The organism is Pseudarthrobacter sp. PvP090 (assembly GCF_040547365.1).
Taxonomy (GTDB): Bacteria; Actinomycetota; Actinomycetes; order Actinomycetales; family Micrococcaceae; genus Arthrobacter.
In genome coordinates, this window is the sequence record NZ_JBEPPO010000011.1 from 41,300 (window position 1) to 63,254 (window position 21,955).

Here is a 21,955-nt window from a genome sequence, read left to right on the forward strand (position 1 = left end):
GATATGAGGGACGGGACAAGAGGGACGGGATAAGAGGGACGGGACTTTCAGGCAGTCAGCGCTTGGCGTACTGAGCCCAGGGGATGTTCCAGTCGCCGAAGCCTTCGAGTGGTTCCACGGCCGGGGCTCCGGTGTTGAGGGTCTGCACAACGTCACCGGTCTTCATGTTGTTGAAGAACCAGGCGGCGTCCGCCGGGAGCAGTCCGACGCACCCGTGCGAGACGTTGGACCTCCCCACCGCCCGCCACGCGGATTCGAGCGCCTGGTGGACGTACACACCGGACGTGGTGAGCCGGTTGGCGTATTCCACGGTGAGGGGCGGGTAATAGCCCTTGTCGCCGGGTTTCAGCCCGATGCTGCCGGCATTGAACTTGGAATTGCGTTCCTGCTCCATGATGACGGCGAAGCCGGTGGGCGAGAGCCAGTCGGCGTCACCCAGCGTGACCGGCGCCGTCCTGACCAGCTGGCCGTCGAAGTACACCTTCATGGTCTTGGTAATGTCATCAACGACGGCGAGGCGCTGCTGCCCGACCTTGAACGTGACCTTTGTGTCGGAGTTGCCGACCATTTTGTTGCCGAAATCGACGCCAAACAGCTTCAGGTCCACGGTGATCACACTGTTGGAAGCCCAGAACGTCTCGGGGCGGATCCGGACGCGGCGGTCTGAATACCAGCGCCACGCCACGGCCTGGCCGGAGGAAGCCGTGACCGTGACGGCCTGCTCCATGGCTTCCTTGTTCAGCACCGGCTCGCTGAAGACAATCTCGATGGGCTGGCCGGCGCCGACCGTGGTGCCGTTGAGCGGATACACCGCGGCGTCGGCCTCGTTGGCCTTGGCGACGGTGGCGAAGGACTGGGTTTTTTTGGTCTCTCGCCCTGCCTCGTCCACGATGGTGAAGCTGTAGTTGTACTTTGTGTCGAAGTCCAGCGGATCCTCGGCGGTCCAGGTCGAACCGTCCGGGCCGGTGGTCCCCGCGATGGGGTCGCCTCCGGCGGCCGGGACGAGTACAACGTCCTTCACGGTGCCGTTGACGGCCTTGACCGAGGGCGCGGCTGCCGGGTTGACGCCGCTGGCTTCGTCGGTCGGGGTCACCCCGAGCTCAACAAGCTTTACCACGGGGGCGGCTAAGCCGGACACGCTCCGCATCGGCGCCGAGGCTTCGGAGGGCATGTCGGCATGGGCCCAGCCCGTTGACGTGGCGACACCGATGCCGCCCGCGCCGACAACTGCACAGATGGCAAGGACCGCCAGCATTTTCCCGGTGTTGCGGGGACGGTGTCCCGGCTGCCGGCGTCGAAGCCCGCTGTCTTCAGTCATGGCCACTTCCTGTGTTCCCCCACTGCTTTGCCTGCAAGCCCACCTGTGAGCTCACGATCTCCTTATGCCAGCATAAGCGAAGCGGCACGTCGCGCCGGCCCCGGCGGTGCCACGATCCGGTCACAGACGGGCCCCGGACCACCGTGGTCCGGGGGCCCTTCACTGCGGAAACGGCGGGGCGTGCCGCGGCCCGGGCCGCTGCGCCCATCCGTTCCTAGTAGCGGTAGTGGTCCGGCTTGTACGGACCGGAGACCTCCAGGTCCAGGTACTCGGCCTGTTCCTTGGAGAGCTCGGTCAGTTCGACCCCGAGGGCGTCCAGGTGCAGCCGGGCCACCTTCTCGTCCAGGATCTTCGGCAGCACGTATACCTGCTTGTCATATTCCCGCTCCCCTTCCGGCTGGTCGCGCTTGGTGAAAAGTTCGATCTGAGCGATCGTCTGGTTGGCGAACGAGTTGCTCATCACGAAGGACGGGTGTCCGGTGGCGTTGCCGAGGTTCAGCAGGCGACCTTCGGACAGCACGATGATGGAGCGGCCGCCCTGTCCCGTCGCGGGGTCCTCCGCGAAGACCCATTCGTGGACCTGGGGCTTGATTTCAACCTTCTTGATGCCGGGGATCCGGGCCAGCCCGGCCATGTCGATCTCGTTGTCGAAGTGGCCGATGTTGCCCACGATCGCCTTGTCACGCATCCCGGCCATGTGCTCGGCCATGATGACGTCCTTGTTGCCCGTAGTGGTGATGAAGATATGGCCCTCGCTGAGGACGGATTCCAGCTTCGCGACCTGGTATCCGTCCATGGCTGCCTGCAGCGCGCAGATGGGATCAATTTCCGTCACGATAACGCGTGAGCCCTGGCCGCGGAAGGCCTCCGCCGCGCCCTTGCCGACGTCGCCGTAACCGCACACGACAGCGACCTTGCCGCCCATCAGGACGTCGGTGGCGCGGTTGATGCCATCCGGCAGGGAATGGCGGATGCCGTACTTGTTGTCGAACTTGCTCTTGGTGACGGAGTCGTTGACGTTGATCGCGGGGAACAGCAGCTTGCCCTGTTCCGCCAGCTGGTAGAGGCGGTGCACGCCGGTGGTGGTCTCCTCGGTGACGCCCAGCAGGCGGGAGCCGATCCGGGTCCACTTCTGCGGATCCGCCTGCAGCGAGGCGCGCAGAACATCAAGGAAGACCCGTCCTTCCTCGGACTCGTCGTCGGCGGTGGCCGGCACAGCACCGAGCGCCTCGAAGTCGACGCCCTTGTGGACCAGCATGGTGGCGTCGCCGCCGTCGTCGAGGATCATGTTCGGGCCGAGGTCCGGGTTGCTGTCGGCGCCGGGCCAGGTCAGGATCTGTTCCGCGGTCCACCAGTATTCCTCCAGCGTCTCGCCCTTCCAGGCGAACACGGGAACACCCCGGGGGTCTTGGACCGTTCCGTTGCCGACCACAACGGCTGCAGCGGCCTCGTCCTGGGTGGAGAAGATGTTGCAGGAGGCCCAGCGCACCTCGGCGCCGAGTGCCGTGAGCGTCTCGATCAGGACGGCGGTCTGCACGGTCATGTGCAGGGAGCCGGCGATCCGCGCGCCCTTGAGCGGCTGGCTGGCGCCGAATTCCTCGCGCAGGGACATCAGGCCGGGCATTTCGTGCTCGGCGAGGCGGATCTGGTGACGGCCTGCCTCGGCCAGGGAGATATCCGCAATCTTGTAATCGAGAGTCATATGAATCCTTTGCTGTGGCCGGCGGGCAGGTCCGTGACCTGCCTGCCTGGGACATCGGTTAGGGGCTGATCAGGGCTGGAAGTACTTCGGAGCCGAGCGGCGCTGCGATGGGCCGGCGGTGTGCCGGGGGCCTAACCGGCGGTGTGCCGGGACCCGGGGTCGGGCTGGCCCGAATCCGGCTGGCCGCCGTCGTGCTGGAAGGCGGGGGCCACTGTGGCGGCCGGAAGCAGTTCCGGAGGCAGCAGCAGGGGGATGCCGTCCTCGATCGCGTACCGCAGCTTTGCCCCGGCGGGTCCGGCCGCAGTGGTAACAAGATCCTCGCCGTCCTGCACCAACGGGGAACCCGTCACGGGGCATCTCAGGACAGACAACAGTTCGGGACTGATCTTCGACATGGTGAACGCTCCCTGGTGGACGCCGCAGCAGGCGCCGGTGGCTTACGGATTTTGCAGTTCCCAGCCTACCGCCAGTTGCGGCTTACGAAGGTTCGCGCAGGACCCGCAGGTGCCCCCGGCGGGTGCCCTCGGCGGCGGGCGGAGCTTCAAGGGCAGGATGGACGCTGCGCTGGCCTTGGCCGGGTTCCGGCGCGCCGGGGCGGAGGGCAGCCTCCCGGACAGCGTTGGCCAGGGCGAGGAGATCGTCAGGGCCCGGGCCTGCGGGCGTAGCCGGCATCGCCAGCCGCAGCACTTCCCAGCCGCGCGGGACGGTCAGGGACCCGGCATGCTGTTCACACAGGTCGTAGCAGTGCGGCTCGGCATAGGTTGCCAGCGGCCCGAGGACAGCGGTGGAGTCCGCGTAGACGTACGTCAAAGTGGCCACCGCTGAGTTGCGGCAGGCTGACCTTGAACAAAGACGAATTGCACCCACGACATCACAGACTACTCCCCCGGACCACCGGACACCGCGCGGCACGCTGACGGCGGGTCGGGCGGCCCGTGTCGCGTAAACCATTCGCCGGGTTTAGAGTCAAGATATGCAGTCATCGCACCAAGATCCGGGTTTTACGGTCCGCTTGGCTGAAACCGACGCCGGGCGCCACGATGCCGCGTCGGGCGCGGGCGGGACCGGACGCGCCGCGGCGCCGAGGGGCTTCCGCCAGCGTCGGCGGAACCGGCACGGCCGCGGCCTCCGCGGCGAGCTGATGCTCCCGACCCTGCCCGGTTACCGCACCCGCTCGGACCGTTTCGACGACTTCGTGCTGGACTCGGCTGAGCGGCTCCATGACATTTGGGGCAAGCCGCTGGACGGCGTCCGGTTCGCCGTCGATGAGATTCCGCCGGGGCTCGAGCAGCTAGTGGCAGACCGTACTCAGGCCCCCATGGGTTCCTATTCCCCTGCCACGGCGGAGGAGGGACCCGTGATCACCTTGTACCGTCGGGTCGTCGAGCAGGCCTGCGGCAGCCGCGAGGAACTTCAGGATCTGGTCCATGACGTCGTGGTGGAGTACACGGCCGAGATGCTCGACGTGCCGCCCGAGTCGCTGGATCCGGTCTACCGCCGCCGCTACTAGGGCCGCGCCGGTCCGGGCACGGTCAGTAGCCGAGTGTGACCGGGACCTGCTCCTGGCCCGCTGCCCCGGGGGCAAAGGCGATCGTTGAGGTGTCCTGCTTGCCATCCTGTTGGAGCAGCACCGCGCCGTAGGCGGGATCGCCCGCGGCGGACACCAGATAGCCAACGAGCTGCGAGCCCGCGACGTCCGCGGGGATGTTGATCGACGCTGTGGTTCCGCCGGCGATGTCGGCCGCCGCGGCCGCGTGGATCTTGCCGTCCGCCGTGACCGGCGCGTAGGAAATGGTTGCCCGGCCCTCAGGAGCGCCGAAAATGAGGAAACGATCCCCCTGGCCGGGGACCGGAACAACGTGTTGGCTTCCCAGCCTCGCCGAGGCCGCCGACCACGCGAAGTCTGCGGCGTCCTCGGCCTTGAGTCCCCTGGTGACGCGTGCCGCCGCGGTGAAGGAAACGTCCGAGCTGACGGCCACAGTGTAGGGCCCGGCGGGCACCCCGGCGAGGGCGACCTCGGTGACGGATCCGGACTTCGCCGTGACCACTCCGCCGCCGGGCAGGGCCTGCTGGCCGTCCCGTCCGAAGACTTTGATCTCGATGACGGCGTCGGCGGAGCCCGGCACCGTGAGCTGCAGGGCCGGTACCGCATCCGCGAAGCCGGACTTGCCGCCAAGCTCCGCCAGGCCGCCGGGGTCCTGGATGTCGACCCCGGAGATGACCTGCCGCAGGGCCGGAGCCGTGGCCGGGACAATGAACTCGACTCCGCCGGGCGTCAGTCCCCGCAACACGCTCTGCTGGATGTGCGCGGCCACCGGCGCGCCGGCGCTGCGCACCCGGACGCTGAGCCGCTCTTGCTCCGGGGCGAGCCCGGCCAAGATGACGGAGCGGGTGGCGCCCGGCGCGACGAGGAGTCCCCGGCTGCCCGGGGCCTGGATGGTCCCCCCGGCTCCAAAGAGCTCGAGGCTGACCGTCGCAGGGCTGCTGGAAGCGTTGCTGAGCTTCAGCACCGCCGTCCGGCCGAGTGCGGTATTGGCACCGACCAGCCAGAGGTCGTTTCCCGGCTGCTGGCAGGCTGCCGCGGCCGAACCGCGGAGGTCACCGTCCTCGGCCGTATAGCGCATGACGGCTCCCGCGGAGGACTGGCGGTCGGCCTGGGCATCGGCGCTCAGGACACTCACGTCGTCAACGCCCTGCTGGACCACGACACCGGCTTGCAGCGGTGCGGCCGCTGGCCTGGCCGGGGATGCGGAAGGGCTTTCGGACCCCGGCAGGGCCTTGGCAAGTTCCACCAGCGTGCTGCCAGTCAGCGAGGCGAGCCGGCTGCCGGGCAGGACACCTGCACCGGAGCCCAGCACCAGGGCATTGACATCGCTCCTGGCGGTGGCGGACTCCGGGCTGAACTGCGGATCTGTCCCCACAGGGGAGCCCTCGAGGAGCCGGGCCGGCCCCGGACAGACGCCGACGCTGCTGCCCGCGGGAACCGACGCCAGCGGTGCCGTGACCGGCCGGCTGTTGCCCGGGTCCTGCGGAGTCAGCGCCGTGGCGGAAACGAGTCCGCCTCCGGCAGCCACGAGGACGACGGCGGCCAGGACGCCGCCCAGCCGCCGCGCGCGCGGAGGCGCTGTTATCCCCGTGCTCGGGGGCCCAGCGGTTGCGTGCTCTCGCCGGCGGGCGCGCCGCGTCGGCGCAGCGGCGGTGCTGAGGTGGTTGCCGGCGTCGTCCGCGGTGTCCCCATTGTCTGGGGCCTCGGAGGCGTCCTTGGCGGGGTTGTCGTCCCTAGGCATGTTGGTGTTCCTTACGCAGGGAGCCTTCGTCCCTGGAGAGGCCGGTGTTCGGCCGACGGGCAGGCATGGGGATGGCAAGCAGGACGGTCAGGCCGATGATGACGGCCTGGGCGGCGCCCGTCCAGATGGTCCAGGGTGCTTCGTAGCGGAGGCTGAACTGCCCGCCCTGGGCGGGCAGGGTGAAGGCCTGCGCCCAGCCGGAGGTCGTGGCAGTGAGGCGGCGGCCGTCGAGCCAGGCGCTCCAGCCCGGATCGGCGCGTTCGGCAAGCACCACGAGCCGTCCGTCCGGCCCGGCGGGCACCACGGCGTCGGCGGACACAGCCCCCGACGGGACAAGCCCGACGGCTGCGCCCGCACCGTCGACGATCCGCACCCGGTGCGCGACGTCGGAGGCCTTGATGACGGGCTGGTTCAGGGGGCTGATGCGCCAGAGCCAGCCGACGTCGGTCTTGCCGACGGCGACGAGGCCGGGGACGGCGTCCATCCGGCTGGCGGTCAGCTCGGCCGCGGTATCGGCGGACCGCAGGACCACGAAGCCGGCGCCGAGACGCTCGAGCTCGATGCGCGGATCAACGCCCTGGCCGGCCACGATGGTGGCCACGACGTTGCGCAGCGACGCCGCGACGGCGTCGTCTTCGCGGATGGCCTCCTGGCCGGGCTCCCCCATGATGGCGCGGGCGGCGGCAATCGTGGACAGGGAATCGAGGGTGGTGCCGGCGCCGCGCATGAGCGCGGCGTCGAACGTTCCGTTTTCGCCGGTGGAAATGATGAGGGTGCGGGACTGTTCCGGCCCTTCGCCACGGTCGATGGCCGTCGCGGGAAGCGTCCGGGACTCGGCTGGCTGCACCAGCCTCCTGGCGCCCAGGGACTCCGTGCCGGTCGCTCCGGCGTCCGGCGTGGCCTGCGGCATGACGTTTTGCGCGGTCCACACCGTGAGGCCGGCTACCGGGCCGGCCAGCAGGAGGATCATGGCCGCGACCGCCGTGGCGCGGGCCAGGATCTTGCGGCCCGTCGGTGCGGCGGCGGCCCGATCGGCGGAACGCAGCAGGCCCGCCGCGCCGACCAGTGCTGCCCCCAGGAGCGCAAAGGCCGCGGCCGACACGGCCGGACCGGTAAAGGGGGTGACCAGGACGTCGGTACTGACACCGGTGGTTACCTGGCTGCTGAGCCAGCCCCCGGCCAGCAACAGGAGTGCTGCAGCCCAGAGGGCGCGGGCAATCCGCGGTGGACGGCCCGGCAGGAACAGGGCAGCCCCGGCAAGGAGCAGGACGGGCAGTCCGATCAGCAGGGCGAGCAGGAACGCCCACGGCACGGCGGAGCCTGCGCCGAACACCGGAAGCCCGGTGAGGCCGCCGTCGACCGCGAAGCGCAGCGGCTGGCCCAGGGCCTGCTGCCACAGGGGTGCGGCCTCGAAGCCCAGCGGCAGCCCGGGGTCCGCGAGCAGGGCGCGGGGCCGGTCGATGGTGGAGACCAGGAACGGCACGAACAGCGCAAGCGTGGGGAGCAGCGCCCACCAGACGGTGCGTCCGCGACGGCCCAGGAGCGTGCCGCACAGCGCCACCAGCACGATCCCGGGCAGCAGCAGCGACGGAGCTGCCGCGGTCACGACGGCCAGTGCCAGCCCGGCCGCGGCGGCCGCGGTCCACGACGGTGTGCCGTTGGTTCCGGGCTTGGCCGGAGGCGCTTCGGTGTAACGCCCCTCCCCGGAGGACATAGCGGCGTATCGCCCGCGGCCCGTGGCAGTGCCGGTGGCCCGCAGCAGGGCCAACACCAGCACCGGCATCATGATATGGACGATCAGCGCGCCAACGCGTCCCTGGTTAAGCGCCACCTGCAGTGCCGGTGCCCCGGCCCAGACGAGGGCGGCAGCCAGCCTGAGCCGGCGGCGCTGCGTCAGCGCACCGGCGGCGAACCAGGCGCCGAGGGCCGAGAGCGGCATGGCCAACATCAGCAGCCCGCCGAGTGCGCTGTTGGTGTTGCCGCCACCGAGCACGCCGAGGGCCCACAGCACGTAGCCGAACGGGTCGCCGTGGCCGGGAAGTCCTGCGCCGAGGTTGACCCACCAGCCGGAGGCGTGGTCCCAGATTGCGCCCAGCCGCTGCGAGAGCGGAATGATCGCGCCGCCGGCGACCGCTTCGGCCCGGAACAGGCTCAGCAGGCCGATCAGGGAGGCTGCGGTGGTGAGCAGGACGGCGAAGAGCGCGCCGTTGCCCACCCAGCCCCGTTCGGAGGTGGTCAGGGCGGCGAAGTCGTCCGCCGCGTCGCCGGTGGGCTGTTCGGCCAGCAGGTCATTTCCGGACAGGTGTTCCCCGGCCCCGTCCGCCCCCAGGGCTTCCATCAGTGAGCGGCGGTGCGCCCAGACCTCGCGCCGCGGGGTCTGCAGGCCCTTGATGACGGAACGCCGGATGCGGCGCGTCCGGGCCGCGTTGAGCCTTCCCCGGACGACTGCAGCGGGGCGTGAAAGTGCGCCAAATGTTGCCAGGAGCTGGGAGAAACCGTGTCCCGGATCCTTGACCGCGATGCTAAGGACGAGCTTAAAGATGCTGCCGAGCAGGGCTCCGGCCGCGTGCACCGGCACCTTCCAGGCAGGGGCGTGCTTGAGCCGCAAATGCACCTGGGCCTTGCGGGCCGCGGCCGCGTTGCCCAGCGCGTGCGGGCGGCGCGAGACGTGGAACATCCTGGCGCTGGGGACCACCACCACGCGGTGTCCGGCGAGCCGGTTCCGCCAGCAGAAGTCGACGTCGTCGCCGCTGCCTGGCAGTGCCGGGTCAAAGCCGCGCAGGTCCTCCCAGACATCGCGGCGGACCAGCATGCCCGCGGAGTTGACGGCGAAAGTGTCGCTGCGTCCGTCGTACTGCCCCTGGTCGAGCTCGTCGGCTTCGATGAGGGTCAGCCGCTCGGCCCAGCGGCTGGTGGAGAGCCCGACGTCGATCAGCCGGCGCTCGAAGTGCCAGTCCAGCTGTTTGCAGCCCGCCACCGTGACCGACGGCGCACGTTCGACGGCACGGAGCAATTCGGCGAGGGCTTCGGGTGCGGGGGCAGCGTCGTCGTGCAGCAGCCAGATCCACTCGACCGCAGGGCGGCCGGCTGTACCCTTGCCGGACGTCCCGGCGCCGCCCCAGGGGGCGAGGGCGCTGAGGCCTGCCTGCACCGCCGCGCCCATGCCGCTGCGGGGCTGCTCGAAAACGGTGACGTTGGATGCGCCGAGGGCCTGTTCGAGGAGGGCCACCGAATGGTCGTGGGAGCCGGTGTCAACCCCGATGCAGGTGTCGGCGGGCCGGCTTTGGGCCGCCAGCGCCGCGAGGGTCCTGGGGAGAAAGTCACCGCCGTCGTGGGAAACCACGACGGCGGTGACTCGTACTTCCTGAAGAATTAGATCGCTCGCTTCCTAAGCCGGCGCCGCTCGCGCTCGGAGAGGCCACCCCAGATGCCGAAACGCTCGTCGTTGGACAGGGCGTATTCCAGGCACTGCGAGCGGACGTTGCACGCCCCGCAGACCTTCTTGGCGTCGCGGGTTGAGCCACCCTTCTCGGGGAAGAATGCCTCCGGATCGGTCTGCGCGCAAAGCGCATCCGTCTGCCAGCCCAGTTCGCCTTCATCGTCGAAGTCCTGCTGGGAGGGCAGTCCAATCCATACCGGCTGCGTAGTGGTGCCGGCAGCGAGGGTCAGGAGTTCCATCGGGGGATCGTGCAGATCGTTGTCCTGGTCCGGACCAGACAGAAGTTCGTCGTGAGCGGCGAGGAAGGCTGTCGCCTGGTCCTGCAGGGTGTCTTTGGTGTGTTCGTTGTAGCGGTCCGCCGCGTCCGGATCGGCCGGATCGACATACCAGTCGCTCGGCACTCCGCGTGAACGATACTTGGCCGTGGCCTGCCCAGCAACGACGGCCTCTTCATGGATACGCTCTGCTAGCCCCATTGGCGTTCCCTCTCTGATTTTGCAGCCTTTGCCTGACCCTTGGACACTCGGTTGAGTGCCGGTTTCCGCACATCGGCCTCCTAACACCTAATTACACGTGTGTAAGTATCCGGGAGTCAAGCCACGGCGGAGATAATAATCAACGTGGGGCCCGAAGCGGGGGCACGCCACGCCCGGGATTTCTGGGCCACACCCCGGAGAATGCGCGGAATAATCAGGGTACTGAGCACTTCGGAGAAGTTTTGCTGAATTTACGGGGAACTTCTCGGCCCGCCGCCGCACGCCGGGCCGACCGGCACCGGGATCCTATGACGGAGATCACACGCACGGCTGCCGTGGCAAGATGAATCCATGAGTATCCCGGCAATCGACCTGATGGCAGCCCTGCGTTCCGGCCAGTCCACGTCCCCAAGGCTTACCTGGTACGGGCCCGACTCCGAGCGGGTCGAGCTCTCCGGACGGGTGCTGGACAACTGGGTTGCCAAGACCAGCAACCTCCTGCAGGACGAGCTCGACGCCGAACCCGGGACGCGGTTGCGGCTGGATCTGCCCGCCCACTGGAAGTCGGTGATCCTCGCCCTCGCCGCCTGGCAGCTCGGCATGGAAGTCGTGTTCAACGATGCCGAGGCGGAGCTGCTGGCCACGGGCGACCCGGGCCCCGGTGCGGCGCAAGGGGCTTTCGACGCAGTCCTGGCGGTGGCGCTGCCCGCGCTGGCGATGCGGTGGCAGGGCGAGCTGCCCACCGGCGTCGTGGACTACGCCGCCGAGGTGCGCTCCCATGGGGACGTCTTTATGCCGCACGTGGATCCGGAAGCGTCGCGGCGGGCCGTGCTGGCCGCCGCGGGGACGGCACACACCCACGGTGATCTGCTGGACGGCTTCGCAGCCGCGCAGGGCGACGGCGTTCGGCTGCTGGTGACCGCCGGCGAAGGCCTGGAGCCCGCCCTGGCCCAGTGCCTGGGTGCCTGGAAAATGGACGGCTCGGTGGTACTGGTGCACCCCGACGTCACGGTAACGGAGAAGCTGCTCGCGGACGAGCGCGTCAACGGCAGCTGAGCCGGCCCGGGAGCCTGCCCGGTCCTGCTAAGCCGGCGGGCCCGGCAACTCCGGGTCCCTGACTGCGCGGTCGTTGACGGCGCCGTTCTTGACGGCGGCACTGTGCTTGACGGCGGCGCCGGGGTGCCGCTCGATGATTTCGTGGTCATGCGAGAACTCCGGCTCCTCGTCGAGTTCCTTGTTGAAGACCAGGAAACGGTAGGCGAAGAAGCGCACCACTGTGGCGACCAGGATCCCCACGACCCCGGCGGCGAAGAGCATGTTCTTGTCCGTGACTCCGAAGCCGTACTTGGCGAGGGCGGTGAATCCTGTGGAGATGCCGATGCCGATGCCGTTGATCAGGATGAACATCGCGAACTCGCGGAGCACGTTGTCCTGGCGGCGGTGGCGGAAGGTCCAGAAGCGGTTCGCAATCCAGGAGAAGACCGTGGCGATGCTGGCGCCGACAAAACGGGCCTTGGCCTCGCTGTCGGTCATCGGTCCGTGCATCAGGTAGTACGTGAGTCCGTTGTCAATGATGAACGCGACACCGCCCACCGCACCGAACTTGGCCACTTCGCGCCAGAAGAGCGAGGCGAGCCCGCGCAAGCGCTCGCTAAGTGTAGTAATCATGACCCTCCGTGGCCTTCTTGAACTTTCGGCCATTGGGCCAAGGGCCCATTTTAGCGCCCCTTGCCGGGGCCGGGCCCCGGCGAGCGGTCCGCAGGTCGCACCGGCGCAGGTCAAAGCCTCCCGGCAGCCGGTCAAATTGTCAGTGGCAGCCGTCGTCAACGCTGCCACAAAGGGGCCCGTGGCCGCCGGAATCCCGCACCGGAACGTGCAAAAGCCGGGATATGGCGAGGTTTTCGGTAGGCTGGGACTTGTGACTTTTCCTGTGATCGGTGTGGTTGGCGGCGGCCAGCTCGCCCGAATGATGGCCCCCGCGGCCACCGCCCTGGGCTTCGAGCTCCGCGTCCTGGCCGAAGGTGAGGACGTCTCCGCCGTCTCAGCCGTGGCCAATGCCCCGGTCGGTGACTACACCGACCTGGACCATCTCCTCGAGTTCTCCCGCGGCCTGGACGTGCTGACCTTCGACCACGAGCACGTCCCCACCGGACACCTCCGCTCCCTGCAGCGGGCCGGAGTGAATGTCCATCCCGGACCGGATGCGCTGGTCAACGCCCAGGACAAGCTCGTCATGCGGGCGGCGATCGACCGGCTGGAGCTGCCCAATCCGCGCTGGGCCGCCGTCGACGACGTCGCCGGCCTGGTCGCGTTCGGCGAGGACACCGGCTGGCCGGTCGTCCTGAAGACCCCGCGCGGCGGCTACGACGGCAAGGGTGTCCGGATCGTGGACTCCGCGGCGGACGCGGCGGACACCGCGGACTGGTTCGCAGCGATGTCGCCGCTGCTCGCGGAAGCCAAGGTCGAATTCAGCCGCGAACTTTCCGCCCTGGTGGCCCGGACCCCCGACGGCGAGGCGCGGGCCTGGCCCGTGGTGCACACGATCCAGGTCGACGGCGTCTGCGACGAGGTCATCGCCCCGGCGCTGGACATCCCGCTCGAGGTGGCCGCCGCGGCCGAGAACGCCGCGCTCCGGATCGCCACCGAGCTCGGCGTCACGGGAGTGATGGCCGTGGAACTCTTCGAGACCCCCGGCGTGGGAGCAGGGTTCCTGATCAACGAACTCGCCATGCGTCCGCACAACACGGGCCACTGGACCCAGGACGGCTCCGTGACGAGCCAGTTCGAACAGCATCTCCGCGCCATCCTCAACTTGCCGCTCGGCGCCACGGACCTGCTCGGTCCCGTCGTCGTCATGAAGAACTTCCTCGGCGGCGAGAACCAGAATCTGTTCTCCGCCTATCCCGCGGCCCTCGCCAGCGAACCCGCCGCGAAGGTCCACTGCTACGGCAAGGCGGTCCGGCCGGGCCGGAAGATCGGCCACGTCAACCTTGTCGGCGGCTCCGTGGCCGACGTCGACTCGGTGCGCGAACGCGCCTCCACGGTCGCCAACATCATCCGGAACGGAAGGGCCCAGTCGCGCACCGCAACGGGAGCACACGAGGAGAACGCATGAGCAGCAGCAGCACGGACCCGTCCACGGCCGCCCCATTCCCGACAGCGGCGGATGCCGGGGCCGATGCCCCGATCGTCGGCCTCGTTATGGGATCGGACTCGGACTGGCCCGTGATGGAGGCCGCAGCCGAGGCCCTCGCCGAATTCGGAATCCCCTTTGAGGCCGACGTCGTCTCCGCACACCGCATGCCGCTGGAAATGATCCGTTACGGCCAGACAGCCCATGAGCGCGGGCTGCGTGTCCTCATTGCCGGCGCCGGCGGCGCTGCCCATCTGCCGGGCATGCTCGCTTCCGTGACGCCGCTGCCGGTCATCGGCGTCCCGGTGCCGCTCAAGACCCTCGACGGCATGGACTCCCTGCTCTCCATCGTCCAGATGCCCGCGGGGGTTCCGGTCGCGACCGTCTCCATCGGCGGGGCCCGGAACGCCGGCCTGCTCGCGGTGCGCATGCTCGCCTCCGGCACCGATCCGTACGCCGCCCAGCTCCGCGACGAACTGCTCAGCTTCGCCCAGGAGCTCAATGATGTCGCCACCCGCAAGGGCGCGAACCTTCGGCACAAGGTGAGTGAAGTCTTCGCGGACTCAAACGTCGTCACCCGGGGCAGCCGCTAGGGATCGCCAGATGACCAACAGTTATGCCCCGTCCCGCCAGCCGGCGCCGTCGAACGACGCGGACGCAGCGCCGCGCACGGACCCCGTCCGGTATCCCTCGGGAGCGGCCCCGTCCGTCCTGACCAAGCGCGCCTTCCTGCTGGTCCTGATGACACTGCTGGTGCCCGGCAGCGCCCAGATTGTCGCCGGCAACCGGCAGCTGGGCCGGAGGGCCCTGCGTGTCACGCTCGCCGTCTGGGTGCTGGCCATCCTCGCGGCGGCGCTCCTCATGGCATCCCGGTCGACGCTGATCAACCTGGTCACCAACCCTGTCACCTCATTGCTGCTGGTCATCGGCCTGGCGGCGCTGGCCATCGGCTGGGCAGCGCTGTTCCTCGACACCCTGCGGCTGATCCGTCCCGCGCTGCTGGCGCCCGGCGTGCGCACCGGCGTCGTCGTCGCCTTGGTGCTGGCGATGATCCTCAGCAGCGGCTCTCTGGGCTACGCCGCCTACCTGCTCAACGTCAGCCGCGCCGCCATCGGCAGCATCTTCTCCAACGGACCGACCATGGAGCCCTCGGAAGGCCGGTACAACTTCCTCATGATGGGCGGCGACGCCGGGGAGGACCGGACCGGCCGCCGGCCGGACAGCCTCTCGGTCATCAGCGTAGATGCCAAGACCGGCAAGACTGCCATCATTTCGGTCCCGCGCAACCTGCAGAACGCGCAATTCAGCGAAGACTCCCCGATGCGCGCGATCTACCCTGATGGCTACGACTGCGGCGATGAATGCCTCATCAACGCCATCAACACCGAGGTCACCAACGAACACCAGGACCTGTACCCCGGCGTCGCCGACCCAGGCGCGCAGGCCACGATGGAAGCCGTGTCCGGGACCTTGGGCATCAAGGTCCAGGCATATGTGCTGGTGGACATGGAAGGCTTTGCCAAACTCATTGATGCCATGGGCGGCATCCGGATCAAGGCCGGCGGCTGGGTCCCGCTCAGCGGCGACATGGTGGATGAGGCCAACGGCATCCACGGCATGCCGCTGGGTTGGATCGCCGCGGGAGATCAGCACCTCAACGGCTATCTCGCGCTCTGGTACGGCCGCTCGCGCGAGTTCGTCGACGACTACGCCCGCATCCAGCGTCAGCAGTGCGTCCAGCAGGCCATGCTGAAGCAGCTGGATCCGGCCACGCTTCTGGCCAAGTTCGAGGACATCGCCAGCGCCGGCACCAAGGTGGTGGACTCCAACGTCTCCGCCAGCCAGCTTGGCAGCTTCGTGGACTTGGCGATGAAGGCCAAGGGCCAGGAAATGAGCAGGCTCACCATCGGACCGCCCGACTTCGCCGCGTCCTTCTCGACGGTCCCGGACTTCGACCAGATCCACCAGAAGGTCGACGCCCTCCTTGGCCCCGCCCCCGAGGCGGGCCCGGCCGGCGACGGCATCCGTCAGCACGACCCGGCACCCGGACCGCTGTCTGCTGCCGGTGCGCTGCCCGGCACCCAGCCTGCGCCGTCGTCGGACTTCACTCCGGTGACGACCACGCCGGACGGTGAGCCGATCACCGTCGAGATGCTCAACCAGTTCAAGCTCAACGGCGACGAACAATCGATCCGCGACCTGGTGGCCACGAACGGCCAGTGCGCGCCGCTGTAATTCCAGCGACCCGACTTTCCCAGCAGCCTTCCGTAACAGATAGGGACACCCGGCAGTGTACGAACTCGAGAATGTCCTCCGGCCGTATGCCTGGGGTTCCAGAACAGCCATCGCCGGGCTCCTCGGCCGGGCCGCTTCCGGCGGCCCGGAGGCGGAGCTGTGGATCGGCGCGCACCCGGATTCCCCGTCGGTGGCACTCAGTCCGGCCGGTGCCGGATCGGCCGGCGCCCATGCCGCGGCCGCGGACGACGGCGGACGGCGGGCCCTGGATGCGCTGATCGCGGAAGATCCGGAGCACCATCTGGGCAGCGACAGTGTGGCCGAATTCGGCCCCCGGCTTCCGTTCCTGCTCAAGGTTCTGGCCGCCGACAGCCCCCTCTCCCTCCAGGTCCACCCCACCCTTGAGCAGGCCCGGGAGGGGTTCGCCCGCGAGCAGGCCGCCGGTATCGACCGCGCGGCCGCGGGCCGCAATTACAGGGACGACAACCACAAGCCGGAGATGATCCTCGCCCTGACACCGTTCGAGGCGCTGTGCGGCTTCCGGCCCGCGGCGGAGGCCCGTGCCGTTTTCCAGCTGCTGGTGGCGGATTTTGAGCTGGCCGGCCTGGAACTTCCGCCGCTCGTTCCGCTGCTGCTGGAGGATCTGGCGCAGCCCGGAGAACCCGCGGCCCTCCGCTCGGCCTTTGAGCGGCTGATCTCCGGCGGCAAGGACGTCGCGGAGGCGACGGCGGCGATTGTGACAGCCCTGATCTCCGGCGCCCCGACTGCGCCGTACCAGGCGGAGCTGTCCACTGTCGTCACGCTCAATGCGCAGTACCCGGGAGATCCGGGGGTGCTGATTTCGCTGCTGCTCAACCGGATCTCGCTGGCGCCCGGCGAGGCTGTCTACCTGCCGGCCGGCAATGTCCACGCCTACCTGCACGGTCTTGGCGTCGAGGTCATGGCTTCCTCGGACAATGTGCTCCGCGGCGGGCTGACCCCGAAGTTCGTGGATGTGCCGGAACTGCTCCGCACCGTCTCGTTTGAGGCCGTCGGTGTGCCGATGCTCAGCCCCGAAACGACGATGCTCGGACAGGAGGTCTTCCGGCCGCCGTTCCGGGAGTTCCAGCTGCAGCGCGTCGAGCTCCAGCCCGGCGCGGAGCCGGTGCCGCTGGCGCAGTCAGGAGCCGCCGTCATCATCGTCGTCTCCGGATCCATGCTCCTGGACTCCCCCAAGGGTGAATTGCGGCTGGAGCGCGGCGCGAGCGCCTTCCTGCCCGCGGCCGAGGCGCCGGTGAATGCACACGCCGCAGCCGGTGCCACCGGCACCGCCCTGGCCTTTGCCGTCACCACCGCCCTGAAAGCCTGAGCCCGTGGACCACTTCCTGCAGAGCCCCGCGTGGGCCCGCTTCCAACGCGCCCTGGGGCGGACCGTGCATGAGCGCTCGGGCCCCGGCTGGAGCTTCCTGGCCATCGAGGAAAGCAACCCGGCGGGGAAACTGCTCTACGCACCGTACGGACCGGTGGCCGGTTCCCTGGCCGCGTTCGACGCCGCCCTGGCGGCCCTGACGGAGCTGGCCCGCAGCTGCGGTGCCGTGTTTGTCCGCATTGAACCGGTCGACGCTGGCTTCACGGCCGCCGACGCCGGTGCTGTCCTGCCTACGCGCGGCCTCCGCCCCGCCCCGGCGAACCAGCAGCCGGATCTCACCTGGATCGTGGATGTGGACCGGGACTTCAAGGACGTCCTGGCGGACATGAAGCCGGTGAACCGCAACCTGTACCGCAATATCCACAAGAAGGGCGTCACGTTCCGCTCCAGCCAGAACCCGGAGGAGATTTCGGTCCTCCTGGACTTCCTGCACCTGACGGCGGCGCGCAATGGTTTCAAGCCGCAGAGCGATGACTATCTCACCCAGGTCGCCCGCTCACTGATGCCGGCCGGCGCCGCGACACTCTTCATCGCCGAACTTGAGGGCGAGCCGATCGCTGCCGCCCTTGCGTACGACTCCGCGGACACCCGCACCTATGCGCACGCCGCGCTGGATGACGCGCACCGGAAGCTCAGCGCCGGGATTCCGCTGCTGGTCACCTTGATGGCGGACGCCAAGGACCAGGGCCTGAAACAGGTGGACCTCTGGGGTGTGGCGCCCGCGGACCAGCCCGACCATAAGTGGGCTGGGTTCACTTCGTTCAAGAAATCCTTCGGCGGGCGAGAGGTCGCATACCCCGGAACCTGGGACCTGCCGGTGCGGACGGTGCGCTACAACGGATACCAGCTGGCGCGGAAGGGTGCGCAGGCCGCCCGCAGCGGCATCGCAGCGGCCCGGACGCTGTCCGTCCGGCTGCGCGGCGCACTCCGCCGCTAGCTCCCCCACAGGACATGCCCCGCGTGAGCCTCTGCGGGTGGACATATGCCCACTATGTCCACTCCTCGGCATCAGCATTAGGCATGTCCCGCGGCGGCAGCGCAATTCCTGGGCCTCAGCACTGGACATGTCCCGCGGTGGCAGCACGTCCCTGAGCACGCTCACTGGACATGTCCCGCGGTGGTACTGCAACTCGGGGTCGGACCACTGGACATGCCCCGCGTCAGCATCCGCGGGTGGACATAGTGCCACTATGTCCACTCCTGGGCATCAGCACTGGGCATGTCCCCCTGGGGATGCCTAGTGTCCGGCGGAGGCAGCTTTCTTCTGCGCCTCGAACGCACTGGCGACCATGTCCTCGACGGAGTGCCGCATCTTCCAGTCCAGGTCACGGGCGGCGAGGGAGCCGTCAGCCACGATCCTGTCCGGGTCCCCCGCACGGCGGGGCCCGATCTCCGGCTCGAAGTCGATTCCGGTGACCGTGGCCATCGCCGTCATGATCTGGCGGACGGAGAGCCCGTCGCCGGACCCGAGGTTGTAGACGCGTTCCAGCGGCTTGCCGGCCGCGAGGGCCTGGGCTGCCGCGACGTGGGAGGTCGCGAGGTCGGCCACATGCACGTAGTCCCGCACGCAGGTGCCGTCGGCGGTGTTGTAGTCAGTGCCGTTAATGCGCGGCGTCTTCCCCGCAGTCAGCGCGCGGAGCACGATCGGGAAGAGGTTGTGCGGGCTCGTGTCGTAGAGCTCGGGTGACCCGGAGCCGACGACGTTGAAGTAGCGCAGCGAGGTGTGCTTCAGTCCCCGCGCCCTGCCCTGGTCCCGGATCAGCCATTCGCCGATCAGTTTGCTCTCGCCGTAGGGGGATTCCGGCTGGGTCGGGGTGTCTTCCGTGACGATGTCGCCGGTGGGGGTGCCGTAGGTGGCGGCGGAGGAGGAGAAGACCAGCTTGTCCACCTCGGCGAGTTCCATGGCCTTCAGCAGTTCCGCCGTGCCGGTGACGTTCTGCTCGTAGGTGAGCAGCGGCTCCTGGACGGACACGCCGGCGTATTTGAAGCCGGCGAGGTGGATCACTCCGGTCACGCGGTGGTCCAGCATGGTGCGGGCCACGAGTTCCGAGTCGAGGATGGTGCCGTGCACGAACGGAACGTCGTCCGGGACGAACTCGCGGTGCCCGCTGGAGAGCGAATCAACCACCACCGCCTGCATCCCGGCCCCGCGCAAAGCGGAAACCACGTGAGAACCGATATATCCTGCGCCACCTGTTACGAGCCATGTCATGGTTCCACCCTACCCAATGGCGTGCCTCCGGGCCGCCTGGAAACGGCGGATCCCGGGGCGCGAAACGCGCCCCGGGATCCGGGTGTCCTGGTTTGGGCAGCTGCTAACCCTTGCGGGCGTAGCCTTCCCACTTGCTGGCCTGGTGCTCGCCATCGACAAAGCGGATGGTCCCGGACTTGGAGCGCATCACGATGGACTGGGTGAGGACCTTGTCCTTGGAGTAGCGCACGCCCTTGAGCAGGTCGCCGTCGGTGATGCCCGTGGCGGCGAAGTAGCAGTTGTCGCTGGAGACGAGGTCGTTGGTCGACAGCACCCGGTCCAGATCGTGGCCGGCGTCGATGGCCTTCTGCTTTTCGTCGTCGCTGGTGGGCCACAGGCGGCCCTGGATCACTCCGCCGAGGGACTTGATGGCGCAGGCCGTGACGATGCCTTCCGGCGTTCCGCCGATGCCCATCAGGGCGTCGACGCCGGTGCCCGAGCGGGCTGCGGCGATGGCGCCGGCGACGTCGCCGTCCATGATGAACTTGGTCCGTGCACCGGCCTCGCGGATCTCTTCAACGAGCGGGCGGTGCCGGTCGCGGTCAAGGATCATCACGTTGAGCTGGTTGACCTTGACGCCCTTGGCTTTGGCGATCAGGTGGAGGTTCTGCTTGACCGGCAGGCGAAGGTCAACCATGTCGGCGGCTTCCGGACCGGTGACGAGCTTTTCCATGTAGAACACCGCGGAGGGGTCGAACATGGAGCCGCGCTCGGCAACAGCGAGGACGGCCAGGGCGTTGTTGATGCCCAGGGCGGTCAGCCGGGTTCCGTCGATCGGGTCGACGGCGACGTCGCACTCGGGGCCGGTGCCGTCACCGACACGCTCTCCGTTGAAGAGCATCGGGGCTTCGTCTTTTTCACCTTCGCCGATCACAACAACACCGTTGAAGTGGACGGTCTGCAGGAACGAGCGCATGGCGTCGACGGCGGCGCCGTCGGCCTTGTTCTTGTCCCCGAAACCAACCCAGTGGCCACCGGCGATGGCGGCGGCTTCGGTGACGCGGACCAGTTCCAGAGCAAGGTTGCGGTCCGGCTCGTCGATGCCGACGGCGAGGGACGGGGAAAGCGTGGAGTACTTCTGGGTCATTGGCGGTGGTGTCACGTGAACCTCTTCTTCGAGTGGCGATCATTGAAGCCGTGCGGACAGGATCGATCCGTCACGGTGATTCTTTGTTTGTGATCTCGTCTGATACTGATCATAGTCGCGGTGGAAAGCTGCGTCTTGGATTGACCGTTCCGTGAACAGCCCGCCCCGGGCCCGCCGGGGACTGCCGAATGTGAGATCGGCCCCGAATGGGCGACTATAGAGGGGTGAGTGAATTGCAGGAAACGCCCCCCGCAGCCCCCGATTCCCCCGCCGGCACCGCCGGCCGGGAAGCACCCGGCGCGGCCGGCCAGCCGCCCGTCAAACCCGTACTGACCGCCGGAGCGGCGAAGCGCGCCAACGCGTCAGTGATCGGCATGATCATTGCGCTGGCCCTGAGCATCGCCACTTTCCTGCCGATCGTCCTGATGAACCCGTCGCCCAAGACCGACGGCTACCGGCCGGACATCAATGTCAGCGCCGTGGCGCAGAACGCTGCCGATGTGGCGGGATTCACACCGGCCGCCCCCGAAACCGGCGACACATTCCGCGCAAATTACGCCCGCTGGGAATCCGGGACGGGCAGCGGCGTCCCGACGTGGGAGGTCGGCTACCTCACCCCCAAGGAGTCCTTCATCGGCATGGTGCAGACGCGGCAGTCCAATCCCACTTGGCTGCTGCAGCAGGTAAAAAGCGCGCCCGTGACCGGCTCCCGCAACGCCGGCGGACGCGACTGGGAGCTCCGCGACACCGGCAAGGGCGAGAAGAGCATGGTCCTGGCCGACGCCGCCGGCACCACGGTGATCCTGACCGGGTCCGCCCAGCTGGACGAATTCACAGTCCTGGCAGAGGCCGTGGTCAAGGACCTGGAGGACAAGTCCGGCACGGCCGGGACCGCGTCATCCGGGAGCACCGCGGATGCAACAGTTTCGCCCTCCCCCGTCCCTTCGCCGTAAGGTACTTCCGTGGCCACCTATCTCACCCCCGCCCTCGCCTGGCGCCGTCTCCGCGAAGGCAACGAGCGTTTTGTTTCCGGCAAATCGTCCCACCCCAACCAGGACGCGTCCCGCCGCTCCTCCCTCGTGGAGAACCAGCACCCGTTCGCGGTGATCTTCGGCTGCTCGGACTCCCGTCTGGCCGCTGAGATCATCTTCGACCTGGGCCTCGGGGACGCCTTCGTGGTCCGCACCGCCGGCCAGGTGATCGACGACGCCGTCCTGGGCTCGCTCGAATACAGCGTCAGCGTCCTCGGCGTGCCGCTGATCGTGGTCCTTGGGCATGACAGCTGCGGGGCGGTCACGGCCACCAAGAATGCCGTGGAGACCGGGCAGATGCCGGTGGGCTTTATGCGCAGCCTCGTCGAGCGCATCACCCCATCGGTCTTGACCTCGTTGCGCAACAACCAGGACGACGTCAACGACATGGTGGTGGAGAACGTCAAACAGACGTCGCAGCGGCTCGTGGACAGCTCGCGGGTGATTTCCGATGCAGTCGGGGGCGGCCGGGCAGCGGTGATCGGCCTCGCCTACAGCCTCGCCGACGGCAGGGCGGACCTCGTTTCCGGAATCGGCGAGCTCTAGGTTCCCGGCGGCCGCCAGGTAGCAAGCACTTCACGGTTTTCG

19 protein-coding genes are annotated in these 21,955 nt (G+C 68.6%); 9 read left to right on the forward strand and 10 right to left on the reverse strand.

Going from position 1 to position 21,955, the window contains the following annotated elements; genetic code table 11:
• Positions 1 to 55 precede the first annotated feature (55 nt).
• The 4 genes from ABIC21_RS13770 to ABIC21_RS13785 form a co-directional block, all read right to left on the reverse strand.
• Positions 56 to 1,318 carry a L,D-transpeptidase gene (locus ABIC21_RS13770; protein WP_354350956.1) on the reverse strand — a complete coding sequence of 421 codons (1,263 nt, stop codon included), beginning with the start codon at positions 1,316 to 1,318 and terminating at the stop codon, positions 56 to 58.
• A 214-nt stretch (positions 1,319 to 1,532) separates the two neighbouring features.
• A complete protein-coding gene (ahcY, locus tag ABIC21_RS13775) occupies positions 1,533 to 3,020 on the reverse strand; it encodes an adenosylhomocysteinase (RefSeq protein WP_354350957.1) in 1,488 nt (495 codons plus the stop codon).
• Between the two features lie 131 nt (positions 3,021 to 3,151).
• A complete protein-coding gene (locus tag ABIC21_RS13780; RefSeq protein WP_354350958.1) occupies positions 3,152 to 3,415 on the reverse strand; it encodes a Trm112 family protein in 264 nt (87 codons plus the stop codon).
• A gap of 82 nt (positions 3,416 to 3,497) precedes the next feature.
• Positions 3,498 to 3,887 (reverse strand): DUF3499 domain-containing protein, encoded by a 390-nt coding sequence (locus ABIC21_RS13785; RefSeq protein WP_354351061.1) that lies wholly within the window; start codon positions 3,885 to 3,887, stop codon positions 3,498 to 3,500.
• A gap of 106 nt (positions 3,888 to 3,993) precedes the next feature.
• Between ABIC21_RS13785 and ABIC21_RS13790 the strand changes: the two genes are divergently transcribed.
• Positions 3,994 to 4,530: a metallopeptidase family protein gene (locus ABIC21_RS13790; RefSeq protein ID WP_354350959.1), complete on the forward strand. Its 537-nt coding sequence runs from the start codon at positions 3,994 to 3,996 to the stop codon at positions 4,528 to 4,530.
• A 22-nt stretch (positions 4,531 to 4,552) separates the two neighbouring features.
• Here ABIC21_RS13790 and ABIC21_RS13795 read toward each other — a convergent pair whose 3' ends face one another.
• From ABIC21_RS13795 to ABIC21_RS13805, 3 genes are read right to left on the reverse strand one after another with little or no spacing between them, the layout of a single operon-like run.
• Positions 4,553 to 6,307: a DUF5719 family protein gene (locus ABIC21_RS13795; protein WP_354350960.1), complete on the reverse strand. Its 1,755-nt coding sequence runs from the start codon at positions 6,305 to 6,307 to the stop codon at positions 4,553 to 4,555.
• Positions 6,300 to 9,680 (reverse strand): glycosyltransferase, encoded by a 3,381-nt coding sequence (locus ABIC21_RS13800; protein ID WP_354351062.1) that lies wholly within the window; start codon positions 9,678 to 9,680, stop codon positions 6,300 to 6,302. The genes ABIC21_RS13795 and ABIC21_RS13800 overlap by 8 nt, the downstream gene beginning before the upstream one ends.
• Positions 9,680 to 10,222, reverse strand: coding sequence for a WhiB family transcriptional regulator (locus ABIC21_RS13805; RefSeq protein WP_354350961.1), 543 nt, complete (start codon positions 10,220 to 10,222; stop codon positions 9,680 to 9,682). The genes ABIC21_RS13800 and ABIC21_RS13805 overlap by 1 nt, the downstream gene beginning before the upstream one ends.
• A 351-nt stretch (positions 10,223 to 10,573) precedes the next feature.
• On the opposite strand from ABIC21_RS13805, the gene ABIC21_RS13810 reads away from it, so the two are divergent.
• Positions 10,574 to 11,278 (forward strand): TIGR03089 family protein, encoded by a 705-nt coding sequence (locus ABIC21_RS13810; protein ID WP_354350962.1) that lies wholly within the window; start codon positions 10,574 to 10,576, stop codon positions 11,276 to 11,278.
• 27 nt (positions 11,279 to 11,305) lie between these two features.
• On the opposite strand, the gene ABIC21_RS13815 is transcribed toward ABIC21_RS13810, so the two are convergent.
• Positions 11,306 to 11,890 (reverse strand): GtrA family protein, encoded by a 585-nt coding sequence (locus ABIC21_RS13815; protein ID WP_354350963.1) that lies wholly within the window; start codon positions 11,888 to 11,890, stop codon positions 11,306 to 11,308.
• A gap of 298 nt (positions 11,891 to 12,188) precedes the next feature.
• Between ABIC21_RS13815 and ABIC21_RS13820 the strand changes: the two genes are divergently transcribed.
• The 5 genes from ABIC21_RS13820 (at position 12,189) to ABIC21_RS13840 (ending at position 17,935) form a co-directional block, all read left to right on the forward strand.
• A complete protein-coding gene (locus ABIC21_RS13820) occupies positions 12,189 to 13,337 on the forward strand; it encodes a 5-(carboxyamino)imidazole ribonucleotide synthase (RefSeq protein WP_354351063.1) in 1,149 nt (382 codons plus the stop codon).
• An 86-nt stretch (positions 13,338 to 13,423) separates the two neighbouring features.
• On the forward strand, positions 13,424 to 13,948 hold the full coding sequence (purE, locus tag ABIC21_RS13825; RefSeq protein WP_354351064.1) for a 5-(carboxyamino)imidazole ribonucleotide mutase: 525 nt from the start codon (positions 13,424 to 13,426) through the stop codon (positions 13,946 to 13,948).
• Between the two features lie 10 nt (positions 13,949 to 13,958).
• Positions 13,959 to 15,590: an LCP family protein gene (locus ABIC21_RS13830; RefSeq protein ID WP_354350964.1), complete on the forward strand. Its 1,632-nt coding sequence runs from the start codon at positions 13,959 to 13,961 to the stop codon at positions 15,588 to 15,590.
• 55 nt (positions 15,591 to 15,645) lie between these two features.
• Positions 15,646 to 16,938 carry a mannose-6-phosphate isomerase, class I gene (gene manA, locus ABIC21_RS13835; RefSeq protein WP_354350965.1) on the forward strand — a complete coding sequence of 431 codons (1,293 nt, stop codon included), beginning with the start codon at positions 15,646 to 15,648 and terminating at the stop codon, positions 16,936 to 16,938.
• Positions 16,939 to 16,942: 4 nt separating this feature from the next.
• On the forward strand, positions 16,943 to 17,935 hold the full coding sequence (locus ABIC21_RS13840; protein WP_354350966.1) for a lipid II:glycine glycyltransferase FemX: 993 nt from the start codon (positions 16,943 to 16,945) through the stop codon (positions 17,933 to 17,935).
• A gap of 300 nt (positions 17,936 to 18,235) precedes the next feature.
• On the opposite strand, the gene galE is transcribed toward ABIC21_RS13840, so the two are convergent.
• Positions 18,236 to 19,210 carry a UDP-glucose 4-epimerase GalE gene (galE, locus tag ABIC21_RS13845; protein ID WP_354350967.1) on the reverse strand — a complete coding sequence of 325 codons (975 nt, stop codon included), beginning with the start codon at positions 19,208 to 19,210 and terminating at the stop codon, positions 18,236 to 18,238.
• A gap of 103 nt (positions 19,211 to 19,313) precedes the next feature.
• Positions 19,314 to 20,336 (reverse strand): class II fructose-bisphosphatase, encoded by a 1,023-nt coding sequence (gene glpX / locus ABIC21_RS13850; protein WP_354351065.1) that lies wholly within the window; start codon positions 20,334 to 20,336, stop codon positions 19,314 to 19,316.
• Positions 20,337 to 20,560: 224 nt separating this feature from the next.
• Here glpX and ABIC21_RS13855 point away from each other — a divergent pair, with 224 nt between their 5' ends.
• Positions 20,561 to 21,289, forward strand: a complete 729-nt coding sequence (locus ABIC21_RS13855; RefSeq protein WP_502936002.1) for a DUF4245 domain-containing protein — start codon at positions 20,561 to 20,563, stop codon at positions 21,287 to 21,289.
• A 9-nt stretch (positions 21,290 to 21,298) separates the two neighbouring features.
• Positions 21,299 to 21,913 carry a carbonic anhydrase gene (locus ABIC21_RS13860; RefSeq protein ID WP_354350969.1) on the forward strand — a complete coding sequence of 205 codons (615 nt, stop codon included), beginning with the start codon at positions 21,299 to 21,301 and terminating at the stop codon, positions 21,911 to 21,913.
• Positions 21,914 to 21,955: the final 42 nt, after the last annotated feature.

Excerpts from the sequence above, each read along its gene's own strand:
- glpX (WP_354351065.1), bottom strand. The coding sequence starts at position 20,336 with ATGACCCAGAAGTACTCCACGCTTTCCCCGTCCCTCGCCGTCGGCATC.
- ABIC21_RS13830 (WP_354350964.1), top strand. The coding sequence starts at position 13,959 with ATGACCAACAGTTATGCCCCGTCCCGCCAGCCGGCGCCGTCGAACGAC.
- galE (WP_354350967.1), bottom strand. The coding sequence starts at position 19,210 with ATGACATGGCTCGTAACAGGTGGCGCAGGATATATCGGTTCTCACGTG.
- ABIC21_RS13810 (WP_354350962.1), top strand. The coding sequence starts at position 10,574 with ATGAGTATCCCGGCAATCGACCTGATGGCAGCCCTGCGTTCCGGCCAG.
- ABIC21_RS13780 (WP_354350958.1), bottom strand. The coding sequence starts at position 3,415 with ATGTCGAAGATCAGTCCCGAACTGTTGTCTGTCCTGAGATGCCCCGTG.
- ABIC21_RS13815 (WP_354350963.1), bottom strand. The coding sequence starts at position 11,890 with ATGATTACTACACTTAGCGAGCGCTTGCGCGGGCTCGCCTCGCTCTTC.
- ABIC21_RS13805 (WP_354350961.1), bottom strand. The coding sequence starts at position 10,222 with ATGGGGCTAGCAGAGCGTATCCATGAAGAGGCCGTCGTTGCTGGGCAG.
- ABIC21_RS13790 (WP_354350959.1), top strand. The coding sequence starts at position 3,994 with ATGCAGTCATCGCACCAAGATCCGGGTTTTACGGTCCGCTTGGCTGAA.
- ABIC21_RS13770 (WP_354350956.1), bottom strand. The coding sequence starts at position 1,318 with ATGACTGAAGACAGCGGGCTTCGACGCCGGCAGCCGGGACACCGTCCC.
- ABIC21_RS13795 (WP_354350960.1), bottom strand. The coding sequence starts at position 6,307 with ATGCCTAGGGACGACAACCCCGCCAAGGACGCCTCCGAGGCCCCAGAC.
- purE (WP_354351064.1), top strand. The coding sequence starts at position 13,424 with ATGGGATCGGACTCGGACTGGCCCGTGATGGAGGCCGCAGCCGAGGCC.
- ahcY (WP_354350957.1), bottom strand. The coding sequence starts at position 3,020 with ATGACTCTCGATTACAAGATTGCGGATATCTCCCTGGCCGAGGCAGGC.
- ABIC21_RS13820 (WP_354351063.1), top strand. The coding sequence starts at position 12,189 with ATGATGGCCCCCGCGGCCACCGCCCTGGGCTTCGAGCTCCGCGTCCTG.